14 protein-coding genes and 1 other RNA gene are annotated in these 20,360 nt (G+C 39.4%); all 15 read right to left on the minus strand.

Going from position 1 to position 20,360, the window contains the following annotated elements; all coding sequences use genetic code 11:
• Positions 1–24: 24 nt before the first annotated feature.
• Positions 25–1,002 carry a UDP-N-acetylmuramate dehydrogenase gene (gene murB, locus V3564_RS04305; RefSeq protein WP_455480371.1) on the minus strand — a complete coding sequence of 326 codons (978 nt, stop codon included), beginning with the start codon at positions 1,000–1,002 and terminating at the stop codon, positions 25–27.
• Entirely contained in the window at positions 980–2,407 is a 1,428-nt protein-coding gene (gene murC / locus V3564_RS04310) for a UDP-N-acetylmuramate--L-alanine ligase (RefSeq protein ID WP_455480372.1), read from the minus strand. The genes murB and murC overlap by 23 nt, the downstream gene beginning before the upstream one ends.
• Complete coding sequence (murG, locus tag V3564_RS04315; RefSeq protein WP_455480373.1) at positions 2,391–3,527, minus strand: undecaprenyldiphospho-muramoylpentapeptide beta-N-acetylglucosaminyltransferase; 1,137 nt, start codon at positions 3,525–3,527, stop codon at positions 2,391–2,393. Before murG ends, murC begins: the two co-directional genes overlap by 17 nt.
• Positions 3,517–4,674: an FtsW/RodA/SpoVE family cell cycle protein gene (locus V3564_RS04320; RefSeq protein WP_455480374.1), complete on the minus strand. Its 1,158-nt coding sequence runs from the start codon at positions 4,672–4,674 to the stop codon at positions 3,517–3,519. Before V3564_RS04320 ends, murG begins: the two co-directional genes overlap by 11 nt.
• A gap of 131 nt (positions 4,675–4,805) precedes the next feature.
• Positions 4,806–6,206 (minus strand): UDP-N-acetylmuramoyl-L-alanine--D-glutamate ligase, encoded by a 1,401-nt coding sequence (gene murD / locus V3564_RS04325; protein WP_455480375.1) that lies wholly within the window; start codon positions 6,204–6,206, stop codon positions 4,806–4,808.
• Between the two features lie 4 nt (positions 6,207–6,210).
• Positions 6,211–7,281 carry a phospho-N-acetylmuramoyl-pentapeptide-transferase gene (gene mraY, locus V3564_RS04330; protein WP_455480376.1) on the minus strand — a complete coding sequence of 357 codons (1,071 nt, stop codon included), beginning with the start codon at positions 7,279–7,281 and terminating at the stop codon, positions 6,211–6,213.
• A 21-nt stretch (positions 7,282–7,302) separates the two neighbouring features.
• On the minus strand, positions 7,303–8,724 hold the full coding sequence (locus V3564_RS04335) for a UDP-N-acetylmuramoyl-tripeptide--D-alanyl-D-alanine ligase (RefSeq protein WP_455480377.1): 1,422 nt from the start codon (positions 8,722–8,724) through the stop codon (positions 7,303–7,305).
• A complete protein-coding gene (locus V3564_RS04340) occupies positions 8,721–10,172 on the minus strand; it encodes a UDP-N-acetylmuramoyl-L-alanyl-D-glutamate--2,6-diaminopimelate ligase (RefSeq protein WP_455480378.1) in 1,452 nt (483 codons plus the stop codon). Before V3564_RS04340 ends, V3564_RS04335 begins: the two co-directional genes overlap by 4 nt.
• Positions 10,173–10,189: 17 nt before the next feature.
• On the minus strand, positions 10,190–11,938 hold the full coding sequence (locus tag V3564_RS04345) for a peptidoglycan D,D-transpeptidase FtsI family protein (RefSeq protein ID WP_455480379.1): 1,749 nt from the start codon (positions 11,936–11,938) through the stop codon (positions 10,190–10,192).
• Positions 11,938–12,342, minus strand: coding sequence for a cell division protein FtsL (ftsL, locus tag V3564_RS04350; protein ID WP_455480380.1), 405 nt, complete (start codon positions 12,340–12,342; stop codon positions 11,938–11,940). Before ftsL ends, V3564_RS04345 begins: the two co-directional genes overlap by 1 nt.
• Entirely contained in the window at positions 12,339–13,337 is a 999-nt protein-coding gene (gene rsmH, locus V3564_RS04355; protein WP_455481456.1) for a 16S rRNA (cytosine(1402)-N(4))-methyltransferase RsmH, read from the minus strand. The genes ftsL and rsmH overlap by 4 nt, the downstream gene beginning before the upstream one ends.
• A gap of 262 nt (positions 13,338–13,599) precedes the next feature.
• An RNA gene (gene rnpB, locus V3564_RS04360) (RNase P RNA component class A) lies at positions 13,600–13,990 on the minus strand.
• Between the two features lie 98 nt (positions 13,991–14,088).
• Positions 14,089–14,598, minus strand: coding sequence for a lytic transglycosylase domain-containing protein (locus V3564_RS04365; RefSeq protein WP_455480381.1), 510 nt, complete (start codon positions 14,596–14,598; stop codon positions 14,089–14,091).
• A 2,657-nt stretch (positions 14,599–17,255) separates the two neighbouring features.
• Positions 17,256–18,194, minus strand: a complete 939-nt coding sequence (locus V3564_RS04370; RefSeq protein ID WP_455480382.1) for an ArsR/SmtB family transcription factor — start codon at positions 18,192–18,194, stop codon at positions 17,256–17,258.
• 432 nt (positions 18,195–18,626) lie between these two features.
• Entirely contained in the window at positions 18,627–20,276 is a 1,650-nt protein-coding gene (gene ettA / locus V3564_RS04375) for an energy-dependent translational throttle protein EttA (RefSeq protein ID WP_455480383.1), read from the minus strand.
• Positions 20,277–20,360: the final 84 nt, after the last annotated feature.

Below are 20,360 nucleotides of genomic sequence, written 5' to 3' on the forward strand. Positions count from 1 at the left end.
CAATTTTTTATTACACTGGATAAATTAATAAAACTGCTCGAAAGAAGAGACACTACGGCCTTGTTCAAATTGGCCGATACGTTGAATTTCCCACTGTAATAGATGGGCTGAATGAGCAAAAACACGAGCGCGCACTGTTTCTCCCAATACTTCAAGATCATAGCCTGTTGCTCGCCCTGTATTAATCATAAAATTACAGTGCATTTCACTCATTTGAGCCCCACCAATCCGCAAACCACGGCACCCTGCTTCATCAATAACTCGCCATGCAGATATATTGTCAGGATTTTTGAAAGTTGATCCACCTGTTTTTTCGCGAACAGGTTGTACTGTTTCCCGATGACGAACAACTTCATCCATGGCTGCACGAATATTGTCTTTATTTCCTGGTTGTCCTTCCAACAAAGCAGAAGTAAAAATAAAACCTTTAGAAATACCACAATGACGATAGGAATAATGCATATCCTTCAAACTAAAAATATGACGCTGTCCTCTACGATCAAGTGCATAGACTTCAATAACACGCGCAGCTGTTTCGACACCATTAGCCCCTGCATTCATTTTTAGTGCTCCTCCAAGACTACCGGGAATACCATGATAAAAATGAAAACCCGCAATCTCGGCTTCTAAAGCTGCCGCTGCTAAATGTTTATCTGCCGTAGCAGCACCAACCAAAAAACGCTTTGGAGAAACTTGCTGCACTTGTCCAAAACCTTTGGCCGAAAGACGAATAACAACACCAGGAATTCCCCCATCACGCACCAGAAGATTAGAACCAATCCCCACCATTGTTACAGGGATAGATTCGGGTAGATTTTGAAGAAAAAGAGCTAAATCCGCTTCATCAGCAGGCTGATAAAAAAGCTCTGCTAGTCCACCAGTGCGAAACCACGTCACCTTACGCATAGCGACATTAGGCGTAAGTTTGCCTTTTATTCCGTTTAACGCTGGTTGCAATCGCACCAACAGCGCCTCACCATCAATGAGCTGAAAATTTATCATCGCTATCAAGCACCGCCAATTGATGAGGCAACGCACAAGCCCACTGTGTGATATTGCCAGCACCAAGAAAAACAACATAATCCCCCGACTTAGCAAATGCAGAGATAATTGAAACAACATCATCCAGACAATGGATCAAACGCACATCACGATGACCGGCCATTTGAATATGTTCTACCAATTCTCTAGCACCAAAACCAGCGACTGGCTCTTCACCTGCTGCATAAACCGGCGTGATCAACACTGTATCTGCATCATTAAAACAAGCAGCAAAATCATCAAATAAATTATACAAACGTGAATAACGATGTGGTTGTGCAATCGCAATCACACGCCCTTTTGCACTCTCACGCGCTGCGCATAAAACAGCCTTTATTTCGACAGGATGATGCCCATAATCATCGAATATTTCAATGCCACGCCAACTTCCTGTTTGCGTAAAACGCCGTTTAACTCCACCAAATTCTACTAAACCCTTTTTTATAGATTCATTTGAAATACCAAGTTCATGAGCAATAGCAATCGCTGCAGTCGCATTAGAAACATTGTGTTGCCCAGACATTGGCAAAATCAAATTTTTTAACTCAGTCTTTCTACCTGTTTTCCGCGAACGGACAAGAACATCAAAATGCGTTTTTTGACCATCCATCGAAAGATTAAGAAAACGAACATCCGCCTGTGGATTTGCACCATAAGTGATCACCCAACGATCATCAATACGACTAGCCAATGACTGAACCTCTGGGTGATCAAGACACAAAACAGCAAAACCATAAAAAGGAACATTTTCTACAAATTGCCGAAAAGCCTGACGCACAGCACCAAAACTCCCGTAATGATCCAAATGCTCAGCGTCGATATTGGTAACAACAGCAATATCAGCAGGCAACTTTAAAAATGTACCATCACTTTCATCAGCTTCAACGACCATCCAATCGCCTTCCCCCATACGAGCATTCGTGCCATAATCATTGATAATACCGCCATTAATAACCACTGGATCAAAACTACCGGCATCAAGAAGCGCTGCTACCATTGATGTGGTCGTTGTTTTACCATGCGTACCACCAACAGCAATTGCTCGACGAAACCGCATTAGCTCCGCTAGCATTTCCGCACGTCTCACAAGCGGCAAATGCCTTTCTTTCGCAGCAATATACTCAGGATTCGTTGTTTTAATGGCAGTAGAAAAAACAACAACCTCTGCATCCCCTAAATTGCCAGCGTGATGACCTATATGAATATTAATTCCTTTTCCCCGTAAACGTTCAACATTTGCACTATTAACTTGATCTGAGCCTTGAACTTTATAGCCAAGATTATGAAAAACCTCCGCAATTCCACTCATACCAATACCACCAATTCCAATAAAGTGGATAATACCTATATTAAGCGGCATTTTCATCAAAAAACTCCTCTTTTATATCTGAGAACGATCGCCGCGCAATCAACGCCTCAGCCATATCAGCAAGGCGATTTGTTGCATGGGGTTGTCCAACTTTTTTTGCAGCAAGCGCTTGTTTTTCCAATACGCACGGCGCACAACAGGCTTCTGTTAAAAGAGAAGCAAGTCTTTGCACCGTTAAATCTTTTTCTGATATAATTTGGGCCCCCCCTACATTAGCAAGCAAAGCTGCATTTGCTGCCTGATCGTGATCTAAAGCATGGGGATACGGGATAAGCAACGCGGGTCGACCAATCACAGCTATTTCACAAACGGATGAGGCACCAGCACGTGATAAAATAAAATGAGATCGCGCCATACGTTCAGCCATATCATCAAAAAAAGATGCAACTTCTGCTTGCACACCCATCTTGTGATAGGTTTTTATCAGCTCTTCAGCATCATTCCGAACCTGCTGAACAATTCGTAAACGTTTACGTATCTTGTCATCAAGCAAAGCAATTGCTTCCGGAACAATTTTTGAAAAAGAAGATGCCCCTTGGCTGCCACCAAAAACCAAGAAATGAAATGGCTTTTCACTAACTGAAGGATGATAAGGAATTTCTGCTGCTTTGAGAACAGCCTCACGCACAGGATTACCAGTCAAAAGTGTTTTATGAGCGTAAGGATTATTTAGCGACAACAAACCACCTGCTATTGCATGCACAAAAGCTGCCAATGCCCGATTGGCACGCCCCATAATGGCATTTTGCTCATGAATAAATGTTATGCGCCTTGTTAAAGCAGCAACAAAAAGAGGAGGAAAGGTAGGATACCCTCCAAACCCACCGACAAGAACAGGACGCAATTTGTAAAAAAGTGCTAGCGATTGCCCCATTCCCTTTAACAAAGCCCAAAATGTTTTTATAAGTGCAAAAGGATTGCGTCGTGTAAATGTTGCTGATGAAAGCAAATGTATATGCTCTTTATCAAAGCAACGTACAAAACGTTTAGCTCTTTCATCCGTTATCAAATGAACATCATATCCACGCCGCCTTAATTCAACAGCAACTGCTTCTGCAGGAAAAAGATGCCCACCTGTACCACCTGCCACTAAAACAATAATTTTTTTACGAGTCATACGCTGTACCCAAAATAGAAGGAGAGGAAAAAGCTGAAAGGCGTGCTTCTGGCCAGCGACGTGTTAAACCAAGCAAAATACCCATTGAAAGTGCAATCGCCACCATCGATGAACCACCATAAGAAATAAATGGCAATGTCATACCTTTTGGAGGCATTAAATGAAGATTAACTGCCATATTAATCCCTGATTGAAAGCCAATCATCATAGCTATGCCAGTAATACCAAGACGTATAAATGAATCACGCGTATTCAACGCTATATACAATGAGCGCATAACGATAAAGCCAAAAAGCGCCATAATTAATAAACAAAGGATAATACCATATTCTTCAGCAGCAACGGAAAAAACAAAATCTGTATGGCTATCAGGAATGATACGTTTCACCGTTCCCTCTCCCGGGCCTTGCCCAAACCAACCGCCATTTAAAATAGCCTCACGTCCTACATCCACTTGAAAGGTATTGCCTTCACCTGTCAAAAAAACATTGATACGTTCGCGCACATGGTGAAGAAAAAAATAAGCTAAAACAATTCCTACAATGCCTAAAATGATAAACAAGAAAATCATGATAAGGGGCACACCAGCAACAAAAAACAGACCGCCCCATGTTGCACTCACTAAAAGTGTTTGACCAATGTCAGGCTGTAAAACAAGAAGCACACAACAAAAGGCATAAAGTGCAGCAGCTAATGTGTAACCGGGAATACCTCTACTTCGTATTTGTTCTGAAAAAAGCCAAGCGGACATCACCACAAAGGCTGGCTTCATAAATTCTGAAGCTTGTACAGAAAAACCAAATATAAGAATCCAACGCTTTGCTCCCTTTAATTCTGGACCAACGAATAAGGTTGCAACCATAAGAACAAGCGTTGCAATTAACAAAAGGGCACACAAACGGCGAATATTACGAAGCGAGAAAAAAGAAACAGTAACCATCGTAAAAAACGCTGGAATACTAAAAATGATATGCCATCGAACAAAATAAAAACTATCAGCAATTCCGATTTTTTTTGCAATAGTGGGGCTCGCAGCAAAAGATAGCATAATGCCAATCCCCATTAAAATTAAACAAGCTGCAAAGATAGAGCGATCAATCGTCCACCACCAATTAGCAATTGGGTCTCTATCCGCACGCGTAACCATTATATCCACCTTATCCTTTTCATAACGCTGCTCAAAGTGATATGGTTCCCACTTTTTTAGCAAGCACTTCAAAAACTGAATTACACAGAAAAAGATTCTGGAGTATTAACGCAAAAGCATTTTTTTAAAATTCATGCTTCTTTTAACTGCATAACAAAAGAAACAAATGCCTCCCCACGCATTTCATAATTTTTAAATTGATCATAACTTGCACAGGCGGGTGAAAAAAGAACCACAACCTCTTTTGCTTTGCAACGCATTGCATCAGCGGCAGCTTCGTGCACCGCATTTTCCAAAGTTAGACTCATCGAGAAAGGAAAAGAAGATCCAATAACGCCAGCAAATTCTTTCGCTGCAGTCCCGATCAAATAAGCTTTACGGATTTTATGAAAAAATCTTCTAAGAGTCTCAATCCCGCCTTCTTTTGCCTGCCCTCCAACAATCCAGAAAATATCATTAAAAGCAGAAAGTGCAGGAGCTGAAGCATCTGCATTTGTAGCTTTACTATCATTGATAAACAAAACTGATCCTATTTTACGCACCTGCTGCATACGATGAGCCAGCCCTTTATAACCGGCTAAATGTTTTTCTATATGCGGATCAGTTATTTTTAAAGCCTGCAATGTTGCTAATGCCATAAGAACATTTTGTGCGTTGTGACTACCGCGCAATGCAGTCATATGAGCGAGATCTGCAAGCATATGACGTCGTCCTTGACAAACAGAAAAGAGCTTAGTGCCATCCGCATAAAAACCATTTTCAACAAAATATTCCTTTGAAATTACTTCAACTTGATGATCTTCATGAACCAATTGTTGATACAAAGCCTGACAAGCTGCATCATCAACTGAAATAAAAGCACGAAAAGCCCCAGCAACTAAATGCCTTTTGGCTTGCACATAACGAGTAAAACTTCCATGGCGATCAATATGATCAGGTGTTAGGTTCAATAAAAGTCCAATGGTTGGCTTAAGAGAGGGTGTGAGATCAATTTGAAACGATGAACATTCAATCACATAAATGCGTTTTTTAACAAATGGCTTCAGTGTCAATATTGCAGTTCCAATATTCCCACCCATCTGCACATCATAGCCCATTTGTTCCAACAAATGAGCAAGCAAAGCTGTCGTTGTTGATTTCCCGTTTGTGCCCGTAATAGCAATGAACGGAACATCTTGATCGCAAAAACCATGCTGCTGTAAAAAATGGTTACGCGCACGAACAAATAATTCAATATCACCGATAATTTCTATATTTGCTTGACGTGCTTTCTCAACAACCCAATGGGGTTTAGGATAAGTTAAAGGAACTCCAGGCGCTAAAATCAATGCAACAAACTCTGACCAATCTTCATACTGAAGGTCTCTCGTTGGAATATTTTTCTGAAAAGCTGCTTGTACACCTAAAGGGTTATCATCCCACGCAACCACTTCTGCACCGCCACTGATCAAGACTTGCGCAGCAGCTAATCCTGATTGCCCTAATCCAAAAAGGGCAACTCTTTGACCTTTATAACACGTAACAGAAATCAAAGTTTTACCGCAATTTAAGTGTTGAGAGACCAATCAAAGCAAGAACAATCGAAATAATCCAAAAGCGTATCACCACTTGGCTTTCAGTCCATCCTTTTTTCTCAAAATGATGGTGTATCGGTGCCATAAGAAATACACGCTTTTTTGTTAATTTGAAATAACCAACCTGAATAACAACTGAAAACCCTTCCAGAGCAAAAAGCCCACCAATAAGAGCCAAAACAATTTCATGCTTGGTTGCTACAGCGACAATACCCAATAGTCCTCCAAGCGCTAACGCACCAGTATCTCCCATAAAAATAGCAGCCGGAGGTGCATTAAACCATAAAAAGCCAAGACCAGCACCAACGACAGCTCCCAATAAAACAGCCAGTTCACCTGTCCCCGATACATAATGTATTTGTAGATAATCAGCAAAATTTATATTACCAGAAAGGTAGGAAATCAGAGCAAAAGACAAGGCCGCAACCATCACGGGAACGATAGCAAGACCATCAAGACCATCAGTCAAATTAACTGCATTACCAGTCGCCACAACGACAAAAGCAGAAAAAGGAATAAAAAACCAGCTCAAATTGATAAAATAATCTTTCACAAAGGGCAAAGCTAATCCAGGTGAACCAACTTGTAAGATAATAAAAGCCGCAACTGCTGCAATCAAAAACTCCAAACTTAACCGTGCTTTACCTGAAAATCCTTTTTCCGTTTGTTTTGTTACCTTAAGATAATCATCATAAAAACCTATCGCCCCAAAAGACAGCATAACAAACAATGACACCCAAAAATAAATATTGGATAAATTACACCACAAAAGCGCCGATACCACAATGCCGGTTAGAATCATCAACCCGCCCATAGTAGGTGTTCCAGCCTTTTTAAAATGCGTTTGAGGACCATCGGCTCGAATTGGCTGTCCTTTTCCCTGCCGCAATTTAAGAGAAGCAATGATACTAGGACCAAACAAAAACACAATTAACCCTGATGTGAGCATAGCTGCAACAGTACGAAAAGTAATGTAACGAAAAACATTGACCCCTGGGAACCAATCACTAAACAAAGAAAAGAGCAGCATCATAGTATAAAAAACCTATTAAAATTATAGAGAAACCATTTTATAATGATCCAAAAGTGCAGTCACAATATCTGATGAATAAAGACTACGGGATGATTTAATCATAAGCAGATCTCCATAGGAAATTTCTGCAAAAATAAGTGGTAAAATTTTTTCAACATTTTCAGCATAATGAACCTTAACATATGCGGACAGATCAGTGGCTAAAAACTTCATAGCCTTACCAAATAAAAAAACTGGATTAGCACCAGCAAAATATACTGGCTTTACTAAATCACGATGAAGCTTTTCACTATAATCTCCTAACTCCAGCATATCACCCAAAATAGCAATTCGCCTACCACACTCTCCTACTGGCCCTGTAGCAAGCAGATCAAGAGCAGCACGCATAGATGCGGGATTAGCATTATAGCTTTCATCAATTAAATGAAATTCACCTCCATTTGGTAATGACAATCGATAACGAACACCACGCCCCTTTTGAAGAGAAAAGTGGCTTAAAGAAAGAAAAACACGCTCCAAATCAATGCCAATGGCATTACAAGTAGCAATAATACTTAAACTATTTTGTATAATATGTCGTCCGGGAGCACCAATTTTAATCATCCTATCTTGCCCCCCAATACGTACAACCATAGAGGAACAATCTGTTAAAAGATGTATGTCTCTCGCCTGATAATCAGAGTTTTCAGTTTCACCAAAGCTTAAGATCTTTTTCACACCACATTGCTTTGCTTTTTGGACTAAATAAGAAAAAAAGTCATTATCTGCATTTAAAATGGCAATACCATCTTCATCCAGTCCTTCAAAAATTTCAGCTTTCGCATTTGCTATTCCTTCAAGATTTTTGAAGAAACCCATATGCCCCGCAGAAATATGCGTAACTAAAGCAACATGCGGATGAACCAACTTAACCAAGGGGCGAATTTCATCTTTATGATTCATACCAATTTCAAAAATACCATAATCACTATCCATAGGCATCCGCGCCAAAGTAAGCGGCACTCCCCAGCAATTGTTTAAAGAAGCAAGATTCGCATGAACCTTCCCAACAGTTGCAAGCACTTTTTTCAGAGCTTCTTTTGTCGTTGTTTTTCCAACAGAGCCTGTTATCGCTATAATCTTAGCTCTTGAACGTTTGCGTGCGGCTTGCGCAAGTTTTTCTAAGGCTTGCAACACATCAGGAACAACAATCAGTGGAGCAGATATTTTTTCCATTTCAGCCAAACGATTTTCTGCAACAATAAGGACGCCTGCACCTCGTGCATAAGCTTGCACAGCAAAATCATGCCCATCAAGACGATACCCTTTAATACAAAAAAAAATATCACCTTCTGTGAGAGTCCGACTATCAATGGAAACTCCAGAAAAAGTTTCTGGTATACTCCCAACTACAAAACCATCAATTGCTGCAACAAGTGCTTCTTTATCCCATAAAGCTGTCATCTATTTCGTTCCTGCAAAGCATCAATCACTTTCAAACGATCTGAAAAAGGATATGTTTTTTGCCCTATAATCTGACCATTCTCATGACCTTTTCCAGCAATGATTAATGTATCTCCAGCTTTAAGGAGTCCCACTGCATAATAAATAGCTTCACCTCGATCTGCTATTTCTATTGCTTTTGGCGCTGCTTGTAAAATATCCTTGCGGATTTTTTCTGGCTTTTCCATACGAGGATTATCATCAGTTATGATAACAATATCAGCCTTATTTTCTGCAATTTTTCCCATCAAAGGTCTTTTTCCTTGATCGCGATCACCTCCGCAACCAAAAACAAGGATTAAACGTCCTTGCGTAAAGGGGCGAACAGAAAGCAATACCTGCTCCAAAGCTTCTGGTTTATGCGCGTAGTCTATATAAACAGGAGCATTATTTTCCGTCTTTCCAACCAACTCTAACCGACCAGGTGCTCCCTGCAAAGTTTCAAGCGAACGAAAAGCCTTACTAGGAGAGAGACCTGTTGCAATTGCTAATCCCGCCGCCAAAAGCGCATTGATTACCTGAAAATCTCCAGCTAAAGGCAAATCAAATGTATAAATATTGTTTTCCACACGACACTCAATACGCTGTTTCGATCGTTGATGTTCAATACGATTAATAGTGATAAATTTCCCTTTACGCCCAATTGTCAAGACACGGCGGCGTGCTTGTGTGATAGTCTCTATAACCTTTGATGAATAAACATCATCCGCAAAAATCAAAGCAGGAGAATCTTGAGGCAAAAGCGTATCAAACAGCTTCATTTTAGCATGTAAATAATCTTCTACACACGTGTGATAATCCATATGATCACGTCCTAAATTAGTAAAGGCAGCAGCAGATAAACGTACCCCGTCAAGTCGGCTTTGATCAAGGCCATGCGAAGATGCTTCAAGAGCTACATGTGTAACACCTTCATTAGAAATTTCATAAAGTAGGCGCTGTAAAACTACCGGATCAGGTGTTGTGAGAGAACCAGAATCATTTCGGTTAGGAGAAACAATGCCTACCGTCCCTATACTGGCAGCACATAATCCAACATGAGTCCAAATTTGCCGAACAAAAGAGACAACGGATGTTTTTCCACTTGTACCTGTCACAGCAACTACGGTTTCAGGTTGAGAGCCGTAAAAACGTGCAGCTGCAACCGCTAAGCTACGACGAACATCGCAAACACGTAAAACCGGAACAGATAAATCCTCAAGAACAACGTTAAAATCCGTAACAATCGCTCGTGCACCACGCTTTATAGCGTCGTTTATATATTGTCTGCCATCATCTTGCTTTCCTTGAACAGCTACAAAAACATAGCCCGGCAATACTTGCCGAGAATCTGCACTTATTCCTGTTACTTCTATTGAAGAAAAACTCTCATCTTCAATAGATTCCGTAAAAACTGTTCCAAACAACATGATAACGCACCTTTATATTAATTTTGCTGTTGTCTCACTAATCTTGAACTATTCTTTGTACTTAAAATAGGCTCGTATTCTTTTTCAAAATCTGGTTTTATTCCCAAAAAGCTAGCTGAACGACGAATAATATTAGCAAGCATCGGCCCTGCATTCATTGCTGCTGTTGCCGATCTTTTCCCCTCTTCAGGTTGAGGTTCATCGATAATTGTTAAAACAACATAGGAAGGATTCTCAATAGGAAAAGCAGCGAGAAAGCTATTGAAGTTTTTTATTTTAGAATATTTTCCATTTTCAACTTTTTCGGCTGTTCCTGTCTTACCACCAACGCGATAACCTTCTACTTTTGCATTACGTCCAGAACCAATATTGCTGTTTAATTTATAAAGATAACGCATATTTTGGCTCGTTTCAGCCTGTAAGACCTTTTTCGCATGTTGCAAAGCTTGTCCTTTTGTGCGTTTTAAAAATGTAGGTTCAATAAGCCAGCCATCATTCATTAAAGCAGCAGCACCTACTGCTGTTTGCAAGGGTGTTGTTGCCATACCATGCCCAAAAGAAATTGTCATAGAATGAATATCTTGCCAATGGTACGGCAGAATAGGATGTGCAACTTCAGGCAATTCTGTTGTCAGTCGATCAAGTAAACCAAGTCGTTTCAAAAAGTCACGATGTCCATCAACCCCTATCGCTAGTGCTTCCTTAGCAGAACCAATATTAGAGGAATAAATAAAAACCTCCCACAAGGTTAAGGGACGATTTTTCCCATGAAAGTCATGAATAGTGTACCCTCTACCTACGTGTATTGGTTTTGAAGCGTCGATGATACTATTTAAATGAAACATATTTGAATCAAGTGCCATTGCGGTTGTAAAACTTTTAATGATAGATCCCATTTCAAAAGTTCCAGCAGTCATCCGATTTAAACGATCACTTTTCAAAGCTTCAACAGGATTTCCAGGGTCAAAATCTGGTACAGATACCATAGCAAGAACTTCACCGGTGTGTATATTTAAAATAACTGCTCCTGCAGCAATTGCCTTATAACGCTTCATTGCTTCAATAAGTTCATTATGAACAATTGTCTGAATACGCACATCAATCGAAAGCTGAACTGGCTTTAATGATTCTTCAGTTGCAAGACCAGCAGCGCGCAAAGCACTCAAGCCAGCATCATCAATGTATTTTTCCATGCCTGCTATGCCCTGATTATCAACATTAACCATACCAAGAATATGTGAAATCACCGATCCACTTGGATAAAAACGGCGGATTTCAGTACGAAAACCAATTCCTGGAATACCAAGAGCCATAATTTGCGCCTTCTGCATTGGCGTTAAACCACGCTGAATCCAAGAAAAACTAGACTTTTTTTTTAGGCGTTTATAAGTTTCCTGCCAATTAAGATCAGGCAAAACTGTTGCAAGCAATTCAATGGTTTCATCCACATCAATAATACGTCGTGGCTCAGCAAAAAGCGAATAAGTTTTAATATCTGTTGCCAATAAACGACCATTACGATCAATAATATCAGGCCGTGCAGTCAATTGAAGGACTCTTGGCCCTTTTGCTTCTTCAATCTGCCCACCTTCAAGCCCATAAGAAATAAGACAAGCCCCCATAATGCCGTATAAAATAAGAAAACAGAACAAAGAAAAAAGTAAACGTGGACGACTAGAATACGGGCGACGAACAGAAAGGTCATGAACATTCAACTGGTTATTTAAGTGCTTTTTCTTCTGCGAAAATAAAAATAATGATTTCATCACCGCGCGCCTTTTCGAACAACGTCGTCCACCTGAGAAGCACGATTGTTCGCCAAAATATCCTGACCTTCTTCTAAGATATTTTGTTTAATCACTTCTTCAATTTTATCATGCACACGTACCGGAATATCCTCAAACTCTACGATTTGGCGAGGCTGTATGATCTCTAAACCAAGCTCTTTTTGATAACGCTTAGCAAGTTTTTGCATGCGTGAAGGCTCTATCATCACAGCCCACTCAGCATAAAGCAAACTCACTGTATTTTTTGCTGCAGCAATTTCATGTTCAAGATGACGAACTTCACTCATCCGTTTTTGGACATCATATTTCACCTTATAAGTAAGACCCGCCATACAAATCATAATCATCACCAAAATCATATCAAATGTACGAAAAACTGTCATCTCTTGACACTTTCAAAACTAGCAATCTCTGCAAAACCAAATAATTTCATATCCGCAGCCAGACTATCCGCTTCAGTACGCACACCAATGCGCAACCTCGCAGAACGTGAACGAGGATTCTTTTGCAACTCCTCTTCATTTGCGGTTATCCCGCCTTTAAACAGAGGAGTAAATGTTGCTGGATCCGTCTCTATTTCAGGAAAATAGCGCGATCTCATACGCTTTCCTGAACGAGCAGAAAAAAATCTTTTGACCATACGATCTTCAAGAGAATGAAAGCTCACAACGCCCAAACGGCCTCCTGCTTTTAAAACGCGTTCAGCAGCAAATAAGCCACGTGCGAGTTCACCAATTTCATCATTAACATAAATGCGAAGAGCCTGAAATACACGCGTTGCAGGATGAATGCGATCTCCTGGTTTACGCCCCACCAACGCCTCGATGGCATGAGCAAGATCACCTGTACGCAAAAAAGGCTGAACACAGCGGCGCTTTTCAATCATCCGTGCAATTCGACCCGCATAGCGCTCTTCTCCTAATATCTTAAAGATTCGAGCTAACTCATCACCTTTTAAACAATTCACAACATCACTGGCTGTAAAACCAGTCTGAGCCATTCGCATATCCAGTGGACCATCTTTTTGAAAAGAAAATCCTCTTTCAGCTTCATCGAGCTGCATTGAAGAAACACCAATATCCAAAATAACGGCATCCACCTTCTCTTCAACAACGCGATCCAACTGTGAAAACTCCATTTGCACCAAACGCAGTCGTGGAAAAAACTCATCAACAAGCAATTGTCCCTCGCCAATAGCATGAGGATCACGATCAAGGGCAATAACTTCCGCACCTGCATTTAACAGAGCACGCGTATAACCACCAGCACCAAAGGTGCCATCAATTACTCTTGATCCAACCAATGGCATAAGCCCAGCTAAAACTGGCTGTAACAACACTGGAATATGGCGTTCAGCTCTATGACCTTGCTCTGTCACAATAATCCGTCTAGATGTATGCTTTTTCAAATCGATAGCCATCAATGGCAACTGATGTCAAAATAATCAAAACTCCAACTTTCACCTCTATTATGAAAGAAAATAAAACTGAAGTTAACTCGATGCACATCCTAACGCATTATACTTAAAAAAATGTTATACATAAAAAATATCTTTTACTTAAGTGCACACTTTTAAAATATACACTCCACAGAAAAAACTATGCACAATATCAATTATGTAAAAAAAAGTTCAATTATGAAATATCAGTCGGCCTGTAAGCCGGGTTCTGTATGGTAAAGCTTACACTCTACATGGCAACCATTCATCTAGGACGGATGTTACCATCCGCCTCGTGCAACCTACCCAAATGACTCGCCCGGAAACCGGCTGCAAGTTAAACCTTGCGCGTCATTTCTATTCGGTCTTGCTCCCGGTGGGGTTTACCTTGCCACACTCATTACTGAATGCGCGGTGGGCTCTTACCCCACCCTTTCACCCTTACCTACAAAAATAGGCGGTTTGCTTTCTGTGGCACTTTCCCTAGGGTCGCCCCCGCCGGGTGTTACCCGGCACCGTTTTTCCATGGAGCCCGGACTTTCCTCACCTGCTGCCTTTAGGCATTAAACAAGCGCGGCTGCCCAGCCGACTGACAGAGCATTTATAAAACATTTTTCGTCAAGTGAAAATAGTTCCCCCAAGATATTTTACAAATCTGTTCAAGAAAATGTATCACCTTTAAAGTGTATTTTCATTTTAATGAAGCCAAATAAGTTTTCACTTTTGAGCAATATTTTGCTGAAATGGAATTCATTTTTTTTGCAGCATGACCTGCATTATATTTAAGGATCGTGCCACATGTATTTCCGCCACTTAGTTTATATGCCCGCGCCAAATAACGCATACCATATTCAAGATTGGTCGCAGGATCATAAAGATCTTGCAAAGAACCATTGAAACCCAACCCTTGCGCAGTAGATGGTTTAATTTGCATCAAACCTATTTCGCCAGCGGCTCCCTTTATACGTGCCTTATAATTACTTTCAACTCTTACAACAGCATGTGCTAAATTAACGGGAACATTATATTTATTTGCAAATTTCTGAATAAGAGACTCATAAGGACGAACAGAAACCTTAAAAGCAACAGCCACTGAGCTTTCATTTGAGTTTGCAACATTTAAGACAGTACGAGCCACACTTATCTTAAACACAAAAAATACAGCAAATGCTGCACTTAAAAGGATTTTCAAAAATTGCATTTTCTTTCTCTTCATTACGACACTCTCAAATCACAGCCACAAAGGCTTTGCGAGTGCATTGTAAATAAAAAGAAAGCTAAAGAGCGGCTTGAAAATGAAAATATTAAGACAATTTCAAGATAAATTTTCACAACAAAAGAAAATCACTTAACTTATCAATTATATATTTCTATATGTCATAAAATATCAAAAAATAAAGAAACTATAACAAAGATTTAAACATGATAAAAAGATGATATACTCTATCAATTGCTGATACAGAGACAATACTGAAAATTTTTAGAAAACGAAAACAGCAATTTAAAATACTTCTACCATTTTTTACATATGATTACTAAAACCTTTATTGAAGTTAATTGCACAATCGCAAAAAACGATATAAACTAGAGTACCTTCACCGAATGCCCTCGACACCGCAAAACTTCTAATAAGAATAGAAACCGTTATCAATTCCTAGCTGGTAAGCACCCGCTGAAAAAAATTTTATGCCAGACAAGCCATCTGACGAAACCAATCGCTGTATGTATGTGAAACTCATAAATATGTGCAAACATATCAGTCTTTATCGTATAGCACAGCTTAACAGTTATTATTATCTGTTTTAACTCTATAAAGAGGAAGCACAAACAACCCCAATACCATCTGAAATAAAAATTATATTACGCATCCCCATTCAAATACTTTACCTGCATAGGACGATTTATTCACCCTTGCACGTACCATCCTGATCTTCAGGAACCATACAGAAAATAGATATCATAAAGTCCGCAAAAAATATCTTTAAGATACGCCGTAAACGCACAATTTTTTAAAGAAATGGCTAAAAGTAAGATAACCAACGGAAAAACAAGAAATTGTTTTTGATAGAACCATAGCAAAAATTTCATTCAATTTATGAGGCTACTCACCGTTCTAACCATTTGCAAAAGTAGCGGCAATCATACCTCAGAGCAACTTATTCAATTCATTGCTTTTATCATTGAGAATTCATCTTAAAGAGGCTCTTTATAACATCAAGAAAAGGCACTTCCAATTTTTCTAAAACCGTACTTCCTGTTATATTAACCTACTAAGAAGAAAAAGATCAGGGAAATAAAAACTGATAAACAGTAATATTTTAAGAAGCAAAAAAACTGGTAACAAAAATGAGAAACACAAACAAAATAGAAACGATACGATAACCGTAAGGCTCTATTATCTCTTACTTAAACACTTAAAATACTGTAACAGCATCAACTGTCAAATAACTCTCAATGCCTCTCCTTATGCACCATACGCTATACAACGCTAAGTGCCTATACCTCTCTTCCTAGTACTTCATCAAACTTTAACACCAAACCTCAAAAAGCCTGGCTGAGAAAATCCTCAGCCAGGCCAGACAATCTAAGGGATCCACGCGGGGGGGGGGAGGAGGTTCCCAGATCGTCCTCTCACACCAACTACTAGCCGATGTAATAATCTTGCTATGGAATAAAATATTTTAAACAACAAGAAATTCTTACCATATTCCACGCAAAAAAACACAAAAAAATTATAAATCTTTTAAAAGTGGAAAAAATTAGGCAAAAAAAATTCTAAATGATCCAATTTGAAGCAATTTTATTTCAATTAATGTCTAAGAATCTATAATCATCAATTATCGCAATGTTTATAATAACTTTTCCAGAAACTTCCGTGACCGTAAAAGTTTAAAATATAAGCGATTTCTATGTCCCTATAAAAGGCAAAGCGTACAAAAGCAGCAGTCACTTGTTCAACAGTCCTCACCGCAACAATAAAAACATGAACCTTTTAATACTTTAAAATTATACAAAAAATAAAACCCTGAGCATTATTTACTCTCTGCATCTAAAGTGACCACGGATTATTTTACAATCAGCAATAAATTCCGACACGTTATCATAATAAACAACAATGAGTGAAAATATTTTTTTCCAGTTTCTACTGCTTAGACTTTCCTGCAAAATGATAACCTCGCAATTTCCATATCTGAAAACTGCTGTATTCTATTCTCTTTAATGGGTTCACACTCCTCATGAAAAACTGTACACCATTGTACTGTTATTCACATATTTTCTTTAAAGAGACATCTCACCTTGCTTTCAATCCATTTGCAAACACCATCTGTGAAAGATATAACACAAGGTACATTAGGCTCCACCATCTTTACACTTATGAAGATACAGGCCAGCACCATATTATATTTACCTGCTCCCAATGTTGCAGCTGCCTTGCATTTAACAATTCATAAGAGGCATATTTTCTCCTTTCTCAAACGGTTTTATTTACACGTTGATCCCATGAAACACAAACAGACATCTTCTGATTGTGCATCAGAAGGTTTAAAACGAGAAAATGCTTCTGTATTTGGAACTCTGATTTAAATTGAAAACGATGAATTATCATTGTAAATTAATATATTGAACAGTAAAACAATACTGTATCAACACACATTAAATGACTACCCTAATAGCTTCGCCTCTGTAAGAGTAGCTTTAGTTATATAACCTACACACCCACATATTGAAGTACCAATACTGTAATGCAAAAACACAATGCGGGTGCAAAAGCGATAACTCTTCAAAGACTCACTAAAATTTCATCTTTGCGATTTTTATTGAGAAAAATCAGAGAATAAAGCGCATTAATAAATACGATTATGCAAACTGTACTTTCTTGTCTTTGATATCATCTACTAGTAAACGCGGATCACGTGCAAGCCAAAGTGTAACCATAAGCCTCTCATTATTTTCATTTTGCATAGGAGAAAGAGAAACCGTTTGTTCCAGGATAAGCCCTGCCTTTTCAATCCATTGTTTTATTTGTGAATCTGAAAACCCAAGATGCATATCAGCATGATAAGAATGCGAAGATTCAATTTCACGGCAAACAAAATCTACAATAAGCAAACGCCCATTAGGACGCAAAACACGTGCCACCTCATTAAGAGCCATTTCAGGATTCTCAAGAAAATGTAATGCCCAATGAAGAATTATAAAATCAAAAGTTCTATCTCCAAGAGAGAGATGCAAAACATCACTATCAAGCGCAACTTCAACTGCAGACGTATAAAGACCTGAAAACAATTTTAAGACAGAGCTTGTATCTATACCAATATCCAGCATTGTCTCAAACAGTTTATCGCCAACAATTTCGAGTAAAGCACTTTCCACAGCGTGATCTGCAATATATGATAACCGTACTGCATCCCACTGCGCTACATTCCGTAAAAAATACTCTCTCCTCATTTTTCGATGCTGTTTTTTAACATCCAGCAAACGTGCCAAATCATATGCTAACATCACATCATGCTTTGGCAAAGCTGAAATAACAGCCATAACAATGTCTTTACCCAAACCGCTATGACACAGCTTAAAATAGGTCCATTCTCCCTTCTGATAACATTCAATCAACTGTGTCTCATACAATAAACGTAAATGCCGTGATACACGCGACTGCGACTGGCCAAGGATAAAAATAAAATCAGAGATCGTTAAGTCTTCATGACACAAGAGCGCAAGAACACGCAAACGACTTACTTCTGCCACCGTTTTCAGCAGTATAATCATTGCATCCAAACTTGCTATTTTTTTCATCAATATTCCTTACTACCCATATAAACATTTATTCCTATTAATAGAAAATCAAGCAGAAGGCACATAGTTGCATCTATTCTGTTCGTATTGTTTTCTGATAATGTAAAAACAAGCAATTGCTAAAGAACTAAAGCGTCCTTCCCCCACGATGATAGCGAAAAGAATTGTATTGCAGTCATCCAACTGCGTATGAAAACTTACGACTTTCCGTTGCAACTTGATGAGTAATAGGTACTGATATACATCACCAGCATATAAAGCATGATAAGAAACTCCGTGAAGAATATAAATCAAGATTCTATATCTATTTCTATATTAAATGCGATGAACAAAAACCTTACAACACAGCGCACGCACTCTCTTTTGAAAAACAAAGACGATATCAAATACTATCACCGTTTTCTCAATGAAGCTTAAACAAGATAAGAAATTTTAGCGTGTAAGCGGCTTATAATTTACATGCTTAAGATTGACAGATTCTGCGCCGAGACGGCAAACCTTATCAGCTTCATACTCAGCAAAATTACCTTCAAACCACTCCACATGGCCATCGCCTTCAAAGGCCAAAATATGCGTTGCCAATCGATCAAGAAACATACGATCATGCGATATGATAACCGCACAACCAGCAAAGTTTTCCAATGCATCTTCTAATGCACTTAATGTTTCAGTATCAAGATCATTTGTCGGTTCATCAAGAAGAAGAACATTGCCTCCCTCTTTTAAAAGTTTAGCCAAATGTACGCGATTGCGTTGCCCTCCTGATAAATTTGCAACCTTCTGCTGCTGATCTGCTCCCTTAAAATTGAACGCACCGCAATAAGCGCGACTATTCATCTCATATTTACCTAACTTAATGATGTCATTTCCGCCAGAAATTTCCTCCCAAACGGTTTTATCACCTGCCAATGAATCGCGACTCTGATCAACATAACTCATGTGAGCTGTTTCACCGATATGTATTTGACCTGAATCTGGCTGTTCCTGCCCCGTCAACATTCTAAACAAAGTAGATTTTCCCATACCATTGGCACCAATGACTCCAACAATGCCACCAGCAGGAAGCTTAAAAGAAAGACCATCAATTAACACACGCTCGCCATATGCCTTAGAAAGATTATCAACTTCTATGACAACTTGCCCTAATCTTTCTCCAACAGGAATAGTGATTTGCGCTTCTCCAGGACGACGCTCACGTGCAGCCTGAACTAACTCATCATAGGCCTTAATCCGAGCCTTTGACTTTGCTTGCCGTCCTTTTGGACTAGAAGCTATCCACTCTTGCTCACGTGACAATGCACGCTGACGAGCAGCCTCTTCACGACCTTCCTGAGCCAAACGTTTAGCTTTCGCCCCCAAATAAGCAGAATAATTCCCCTCATAAGGAATACCTTTACCGCGATCTAATTCTAAAATCCAACCTGTTACATTGTCGAGAAAATAGCGATCATGCGTAACTAAAAGCACTGCGCCTGGATATTCACGCAGATGCCTTTCGAGCCAAGCCGTGGTCTCGGCATCCAAATGGTTTGTTGGTTCATCCAAAAGTAATAAATCAGGTTTTGATAAAAGTAATTTACAAAGTGCAACACGCCGCTTTTCACCTCCTGAAAGTGTTGTCACACCCTCATTAGCTGGTGGACAACCAAGAGCAGCCATAGCCATTTCCACTTGGCTTTCTAAATCCCAAAGGTTTTGGCTGTCAATAATATCCTGAAGTCGTGCACTTTCATCAGCCGTTTCCTCACTATAATTCATCATTAACTCATTATAACGCTCAACAATTGCCTGCTTATCCGCAACACCTTCCATCACATTGCCACGTACATCTTTGCTTGTATCAAGGATAGGTTCTTGCGGCAGATAGCCACAACGTGCCCCGTCAGAAAGCCATGCCTCTCCCGTATATTCGTTATCCAGCCCAGCCATAATACGTAAAATGGTTGATTTACCTGCACCATTCGGTCCTAAAATACCGATCTTTGCATCTGGATAAAAAGACAAATGGATATTTTCTAAAATTTTTTTATTACCGTAAGCCTTGTTAAGCCCAGCCATGTGATAGATAAATTGACGTGCCATAAATTTCTCTTTATATTGTGCAGTATTAAAAGTTAGGACTTTGAAAAATTGCTTTCGCTTTTTTAAAATTGTGATTAAAGAGCG

Source organism: Bartonella sp. B12(2025) (assembly GCF_053795135.1).

Excerpts from the sequence above, each read along its gene's own strand:
- mraY (WP_455480376.1), bottom strand. The coding sequence starts at position 7,281 with ATGATGCTGCTCTTTTCTTTGTTTAGTGATTGGTTCCCAGGGGTCAAT.
- murC (WP_455480372.1), bottom strand. The coding sequence starts at position 2,407 with ATGAAAATGCCGCTTAATATAGGTATTATCCACTTTATTGGAATTGGT.
- V3564_RS04320 (WP_455480374.1), bottom strand. The coding sequence starts at position 4,674 with ATGGTTACGCGTGCGGATAGAGACCCAATTGCTAATTGGTGGTGGACG.
- V3564_RS04370 (WP_455480382.1), bottom strand. The coding sequence starts at position 18,194 with ATGAAAAAAATAGCAAGTTTGGATGCAATGATTATACTGCTGAAAACG.
- V3564_RS04365 (WP_455480381.1), bottom strand. The coding sequence starts at position 14,598 with ATGCAATTTTTGAAAATCCTTTTAAGTGCAGCATTTGCTGTATTTTTT.
- V3564_RS04340 (WP_455480378.1), bottom strand. The coding sequence starts at position 10,172 with ATGTTGTTTGGAACAGTTTTTACGGAATCTATTGAAGATGAGAGTTTT.
- ettA (WP_455480383.1), bottom strand. The coding sequence starts at position 20,276 with ATGGCACGTCAATTTATCTATCACATGGCTGGGCTTAACAAGGCTTAC.
- ftsL (WP_455480380.1), bottom strand. The coding sequence starts at position 12,342 with ATGACAGTTTTTCGTACATTTGATATGATTTTGGTGATGATTATGATT.
- murB (WP_455480371.1), bottom strand. The coding sequence starts at position 1,002 with ATGATAAATTTTCAGCTCATTGATGGTGAGGCGCTGTTGGTGCGATTG.
- murG (WP_455480373.1), bottom strand. The coding sequence starts at position 3,527 with ATGACTCGTAAAAAAATTATTGTTTTAGTGGCAGGTGGTACAGGTGGG.
- V3564_RS04335 (WP_455480377.1), bottom strand. The coding sequence starts at position 8,724 with ATGACAGCTTTATGGGATAAAGAAGCACTTGTTGCAGCAATTGATGGT.
- V3564_RS04345 (WP_455480379.1), bottom strand. The coding sequence starts at position 11,938 with ATGAAATCATTATTTTTATTTTCGCAGAAGAAAAAGCACTTAAATAAC.